This window comes from Streptomyces sp. NPDC029138, from assembly GCF_055564375.1.
On record NZ_JBVHWM010000049.1, the window covers coordinates 67,421 to 73,505 of the forward strand.

General features: G+C 73.4%; 5 protein-coding genes and 1 pseudogene. 2 read left to right on the plus strand and 4 right to left on the minus strand.

Annotated features, from left to right (window positions below; translation table 11 throughout):
- Nucleotides 1-60 precede the first annotated feature (60 nt).
- Entirely contained in the window at nucleotides 61-432 is a 372-nt protein-coding gene (locus ACZ4WH_RS30480) for a GntR family transcriptional regulator (protein ID WP_468186753.1), read from the plus strand.
- A gap of 109 nt (nucleotides 433-541) precedes the next feature.
- Here ACZ4WH_RS30480 and ACZ4WH_RS30485 read toward each other — a convergent pair whose 3' ends face one another.
- Together ACZ4WH_RS30485 and ACZ4WH_RS30490 are read right to left on the minus strand one after the other, a co-directional pair.
- Nucleotides 542-1,312 (minus strand): DUF72 domain-containing protein, encoded by a 771-nt coding sequence (locus ACZ4WH_RS30485; RefSeq protein ID WP_468186755.1) that lies wholly within the window; start codon nucleotides 1,310-1,312, stop codon nucleotides 542-544.
- Between the two features lie 15 nt (nucleotides 1,313-1,327).
- Nucleotides 1,328-2,422 (minus strand): DUF5925 domain-containing protein, encoded by a 1,095-nt coding sequence (locus ACZ4WH_RS30490; protein WP_468186758.1) that lies wholly within the window; start codon nucleotides 2,420-2,422, stop codon nucleotides 1,328-1,330.
- 306 nt (nucleotides 2,423-2,728) lie between these two features.
- Between ACZ4WH_RS30490 and ACZ4WH_RS30495 the strand changes: the two genes are divergently transcribed.
- On the plus strand, nucleotides 2,729-3,535 hold the full coding sequence (locus ACZ4WH_RS30495; RefSeq protein ID WP_468186761.1) for an SGNH/GDSL hydrolase family protein: 807 nt from the start codon (nucleotides 2,729-2,731) through the stop codon (nucleotides 3,533-3,535).
- Between the two features lie 46 nt (nucleotides 3,536-3,581).
- On the opposite strand, the gene ACZ4WH_RS30500 is transcribed toward ACZ4WH_RS30495, so the two are convergent.
- Complete coding sequence (locus tag ACZ4WH_RS30500; RefSeq protein WP_468186764.1) at nucleotides 3,582-5,195, minus strand: serine/threonine-protein kinase; 1,614 nt, start codon at nucleotides 5,193-5,195, stop codon at nucleotides 3,582-3,584.
- A gap of 45 nt (nucleotides 5,196-5,240) precedes the next feature.
- Nucleotides 5,241-6,085 (minus strand): annotated as a pseudogene (locus ACZ4WH_RS30505) (nickel transporter); the annotation flags it as partial.

Sequence of the window (6,085 nt, forward strand, 5' to 3'; positions counted from 1 at the left end):
GTACGGACCGGGAGTCCGGGCTGCCTCTCATTTTCCGGCGGGTGCGGGACAATCGGCCGTGTGAGCCTGAAGATCCGCATCGATGACAGCGCGCCCCCGTACGAGCAGGTGCGGGCGCAGATCTCCGAGCAGGCGCGGTCCGGCGCGCTCCCGGTGGGGTACCGGCTGCCGACCGTGCGGGGACTGGCCGAGTCCCTGGGGCTCGCGGTGAACACGGTGGCCAAGGCGTACCGGGCGCTGGAGGGCGACGGGGTGATCGAGACGCGCGGGCGCAACGGCACGTTCGTGGCTGCCGCCGGCTCGGCCGCGGTGCGGGAGGCTTCCCTGGCCGCCCAGGCGTACGTCGATCGTGTGCGGCGGCTCGGGCTGGACGAGGGGGCGGCGCTCGCGGCCGTGCGGGATGCCCTGCGGGCGGCTTACGGGGAGGGCTGAGGAGCGTTCGGCACCGCCGGACTCCGCCGTCGTGGCCGAGCGCCGTCGCGGCGGGAAAGGGTGAGTGGCCGGAACGCGGGCGGCTGGAACACGCCGGCCGGACCGGGGATCAGCTCAGTTTCGCCGGCTCCGGTGTTCTCGTCACCGTCAGCCCCGCTCTCCTCGCCGCCCGGCCGAACGTCACCGCGTCCTGGACCGCCGCGCCCCCGGGGTCGTTGTTGAAGTAGGCGTACACGTCCTCCGCGTCGGACCAGGTCGTCGCGACGCGGTCCACCCAGGTGTCCAGGGAGCGGCGGCCGTAGCGCGGCCAGGGCTGGGCGCGGCCCTGGTGGAAGCGGACGTAGCCCCAGTCGGTGGTGCGCCACAGCGGGGTGACCGGGCGGGCCAGGACGTCCGCCCAGCACAGGGCCGCGCCACGGGACGCCAGGACCTCGCGCACCTCGCCCGTCCACCAGGAGTCGTGGCGGGGTTCCACCGCGACCCTCGTGGCGGGCGGGAAACAGGCCAGGCAGGCGTCCAGCAGCGGCGGGTCGGCGCGCAGGGTGGGCGGGAGCTGGAGGAGGACGGGGCCCAGCCGGTCGCCGAGGCCCGCCGCGTGGGTCATCAGGCGGTGCACCGGCTCCTCGGGGTCCTTGAGCCGCTTGATGTGGGTGAGATACCGGCTGGCCTTGACCGTGACCACGAAGTCCGGCGGGACGCGGCCGCGCCAGGCGGCGAAGGTGTCGTAGGACGGCAGTCGGTAGAACGCGTTGTTGATCTCCACGGTCGCGAACAGCCGCGTGTACTCCTCCAGCCACAGCCGCGCCGGCACCCCGACCGGGTAGACGTGGTCCCGCCAGTCCTTGTACTGCCACCCCGACGTGCCGACGAACAGGGTCATACCCTCATGAAAGCACTACAGGTACAGGCCCGCGTCCGCGCCCTCCCTGGCCCCCGGCACCGAGGTCGGCGTGGTGCCCCGGCGCAGTGCGTACAGCTCGGCCAGGGTGGCGCCCTCCCGGCCGACGCCCTCCTCGGTGCCCAGCCACTTCACCGCCTCCGGGCGGGTCAGCGGGCCGACCTCGATGCGGGCCAGGCAGCGGCCGGGGCGGACCACGGCGGGGTGCAGCCGCTCCAGGTCCTCGTTGGTGGTGACGCCGACCAGGACGTTACGGCCCTGGCCGAGCAGGCCGTCGGTGAGGTTCAGCAGCCGTGACAGGGCCTGGCCGGCCGTGTGCCGGGCCTCGCCCCGGATCAGCTCGTCGCAGTCCTCCAACAGCAGCAGGCGCCAGCGGCCCTTGCCCGCGCCGTCGTCCTCGCCGATCGCGATGTCCATCAGATAGCCGACGTCCGAGAAGAGGCGCTCCGGGTCCAGGACGCAGTCGACCTGGCACCAGTCGCGCCAGGAGCGGGCCAGAGTGCGCAGCGCGGAGGTCTTGCCGGTGCCGGGCGGGCCGTGGAGCAGGAGCAGCCGGCCCGCGATGTCCTCCGGGGTCGTCTTCATCAGGCGGTCCATCGCGTCCGCCACCGGCGCCGTGTAGTTGGGCCGGACCTCGTCCCACGTGCCCGCGGAGATCTGCCGGGTGGTGCGGTGCGGGCCGCGCCGGGGGGAGACGTACCAGAACCCCATCGTCACGTTCTCCGGCTGCGGTTCCGGCTCGTCGGCCGCGCCGTCCGTGGCCTGGTCGAGGACTCGCTTGGCCAGTTCGGCGCTGGTGGCGGTGACCGTGACGTCCGCGCCCCGGTTCCAGCGGGAGACCAGCAGGGTCCAGCCGTCCCCCTCGGCGAGGGTCGCGCTGCGGTCGTCGTCGCGGGCCATCCGCAGCACGCGGGCGCCCTCCGGCAGCAGGGTCGCGCCCGAGCGCACCCGGTCGATGTTCGCGGCGTGCGAGTAAGGCTGCTCGCCCGTCGCGAAGCGGCCGAGGAACAGCGCGTCGACGACGTCGGACGGCGAGTCGGAGTCGTCGACGTGGAGCCGGATCGGCAGAGCGTCGTGTGGGTTGGCAGACATGCCGCCATGATCCGCCACGGATGCGCTCCGCGCACGGCATTTCCGCTCCTTGCCCCGGGTGTCCCCAAGAGCCGCCCGGCACGCGGTATCCGTCATCACTGTTGTCCTTGACGGGGCGTCATGGGTCCGGTCGCCCGGGCGTGGTGACGAGGGGTCAACAGATATGGCATGCACGCGCAATATATGAGCGGTGAACGTCTTGGGGCGATCCTGTTGAGATGACAAAAGTCTTGGCATGGACACTTCCTGTCAACACGCGTAGCTGCTACCACAGTTGTGGCAGAGATCCTGCTAAAGGGAGGTTCCATGAGACGTTCCCGACTTACCGGATTCGTTACCTCGCTCCTCCTCGCCGCCGGCCTCGGTCTCACCGGGGCCGCTTCGGCGCAGGCGTCCTCGACCGTCGCGACCGGCGGCTACGTCGCGCTCGGTGACTCCTACTCCTCCGGGGTGGGTGCCGGCAGCTACATCAGCTCGAGCGGCGACTGCGACCGCAGCACGAAGGCGTACCCCTACCTGTGGAACGCCGCCCACAGCCCCTCCTCGTTCGCCTTCAACGCCTGCTCCGGCGCGAAGACGGACGACGTGCTCGCCAACCAGCTCGGCTCGCTGAACTCCTCCACCTCACTGGTGTCCATCACCATCGGCGGCAACGACGCCGGTTTCGCCGACGTCATGACCACCTGTGTGACCAGCTCGGACAGCACGTGCCTGTCCCGCATCAACACCGCCAAGGCGTACGTCGCCAACACGCTCCCCGGCAAGCTGGACACCGTCTACAACGCGATCAGCGCCAAAGCCCCGTCCGCCCGGGTGGTCGTCATCGGCTACCCCCGCTTCTACCTGCTCGGCCAGACCTGCCTCGGCCTCTCCGAGACCAAGCGGTCCGCGATCAACGGCGCCGCCGACTACATCGACACCACCATCAAGGCCCGCGCCACCGCCCACAACTTCGTCTTCGGCGACGTCCGCACCACGTTCTCCGGCCACGAGATCTGCTCCGGCGACTCCTGGCTGCACAGCGTCAACTGGCTCGACATCGGCGAGTCGTACCACCCGACCGCGTCCGGTCAGTCCGGCGGCTACCTGCCGGTGCTGAACAACGCGGCATGACCCGTACGGGCTCGCCCGGCAGGGTGAAGTTCTCAGCGTGAAGTTCTCAGGGTGAGCCCGAAGGTGAGGCGGAGGTCCCGGACGACGGGGTCTCCGCCGCCGTCGTACACGTCACCGAGAACGGCACCGAGTCCGACGTCGTCCGCACCGGACCGCGCACCTCCACGCCGATCTCGTTCTCGACCGTCCCGCCCTCGGCGTACGTCGTCACCGTCACCCGCTGCTCCCGCGTGCGCGGACCGCCCGCCGGGAACGACAGCGTCTTCCATCCGGGGTCGGACACCGATCCGTGCGCCAGGACCCACCGGTACTCCACCCGCGCGGGCAACCGGCCCACCGTGAACTCGGCGGTGAACGCGGGCGCCTGAGCGGCCGGCGGCGGACACGTCCCGGAGTACTCCGTGTGCGCCCCGGTCAGGGTCACGCGCACCGACTGCGCCGGCCGGTGGCTCGCCGACGCGCTGCTCCGCGAGGACGACGGCGCCGCGGTGTCCGCGTCCGTGCTGCCGCTCGGCGTGGGGGAGTGCGCCGGGCCGCTCGTCCTCCGGCCGGTGCTCGCGCTGCCCTTCCCCTGTTCGCCCCCGTCGCCGCGGTTCAGCAGCGCGTACGTCAGTCCCGCCAGCGCGAGGACCACCGCGAGCACACCCGCCACCAGCACGACGGCGGCCCGGCGGTCACGCTCGGGCCGCCGGGCCGGCCCGGCGGCCGTGGTGCCGGGGTCCGAGTAGCCGGCGGGCAACGGCACCGGCGGGGTCCGGGACGGCTCCGGGGGCGGGCCCGTCACCGCCGGCGCGTACGGCGACACCCCGGGCGCGGTGTCCGCCCGCGCCGACCCGCCCGCCGCGACAAGCCGCAGCTCCCGCTCCGCCTGCTCGGCCGGCAGCCGCTCGGCGGGCTCCTTGCGCAGCAGCCCCTCGATGACGGGCGCGAGCGGCCCGGCCCACCGCGGTGGCGGCAACTCCTCGTCCACCACGGCCCGCAGTGTGCTGAGCGGGGTGTCCTGCCGGAACGGGGAGACGCCCTCGACGGCCGCGTGCAGCAGCACCCCCAGCGACCACAGATCCGACGCGGGACCCGGAGTGCGCCCCAACGCCCGCTCGGGCGCCAGGAACTCGGGCGAGCCGATCACCTCGCCGGTCATGGTCAGCGCCGAACTGCCCTCCACCGTGGCGATCCCGAAGTCCGTCAGCACCACCCGGCCGTCGTTGGCCAGCAGCACGTTGGCCGGCTTCACGTCCCGGTGCAGCACCCCGGCGGCGTGCGCGGCGCGCAGCGCGGACAGCACCTCGGCGCCGATGTGCGCCGCCCGCCGCGGCGGCAGCGGACCCTCCGCCTCCAACTGGTCGGCGAGGGACAGCCCGCGCACCAGCTCCATCACGATCCACGGCCGGCCGCCCTCCAGCGCCACGTCGTACACCGTGACCACGTTGCGGTTCGCGACCCGGGCCGCCGCCCACGCCTCGCGCTCCAGGCGCGCGTACAGCCGCTCGACCTCGGGGCCGGGCAGTCCGGCCGGCGCCCGGACCTCCTTGACGGCCACCTCGCGGTGCAGCACCTCGTCGCGGGCGCGCCACACGGTTCCCATGCCGCCCTCGCCCAGCGGGGACAGCAGACGGTAGCGGCCCGCGATCACACGGTCCGGGCCCGGCTCCTCGGACACGGCGCCCCCCAAGGCATCTCGCGCGAACTCTCCACAGAAAGTAGCTCAGCCGAGTGCGGATGCGGCCCCCCTGAGCACCAGTCCGATGCCCAGCGCGAGCACGACCAGGGCCGACCCGAGCGGCAGGGCCCGGCGCGCCAGGGCGGCCAGTGGGTGAGCGCTCCAGCGCGGGCGCCGCTCCAGCGCCCGGACCGCCCCCGCTCCCAGCCGTACGACGGCGAACCCGGCGGCGGTGAGCGTCAGCGCGAGACCGGCCCCGTACGCCACGACGAGCAGCAGTCCGAACCAGGCCTTGCCGAGCGCGGCGGCGCCGACCAGCACGACCACGGCGGACGGGCTGGGCACCAGCCCACCGGCGAACCCGAGCAGGATCGTGCCGCGGAGTGTGGGCGCGGCGGGGTGGGTGTGGGTGTGCCCGCCATGGGTGTGGGTGTGGCCGCCACGGGAGTGCGTCTCGCCATGGGTGTGCGTGTGCGCGCCGTGGCTGTGGGAGTGTGCGTGGCCCCCATGGGCGTGCTCCACACCGTCATGGTCGTGATGATGGTGAGCGGCACCGTGGCCGGCGCCCACAGCAGCCAACTCCCGCTGTTCCGCCTGGTCAGGGGCCGCGACGGTCGTCCGCACCCGGTTGCGCCAGGCACGGCGGACGAGGGTGACGCCTGCCGCCAGCACCAGGACGCCACCGGCGATGCCCAGCCAGGAGATCACCGCCGGCGTGGCGGCGGAACCGGCCGTGACCAGGAGGCCCAGGGCGACCACGCCGAGGGTGTGGGTCACGGTGACCGAGGCGGCCATCGGCAGCACGTCCCGGGGGGGGGGGGGGGGCCCGCCCGCCCCCCCCCCCCCGCCCATCCGAGTCTCTTGGTGTTCCGCCTTAAGTGCGCGCGGCG

Bases quoted from the DNA above. Each gene is read 5' to 3' on its own strand.
- ACZ4WH_RS30485 (WP_468186755.1), bottom strand. From the start codon at position 1,312: ATGACCCTGTTCGTCGGCACGTCGGGGTGGCAGTACAAGGACTGGCGG.
- ACZ4WH_RS30490 (WP_468186758.1), bottom strand. From the start codon at position 2,422: ATGTCTGCCAACCCACACGACGCTCTGCCGATCCGGCTCCACGTCGAC.
- ACZ4WH_RS30495 (WP_468186761.1), top strand. From the start codon at position 2,729: ATGAGACGTTCCCGACTTACCGGATTCGTTACCTCGCTCCTCCTCGCC.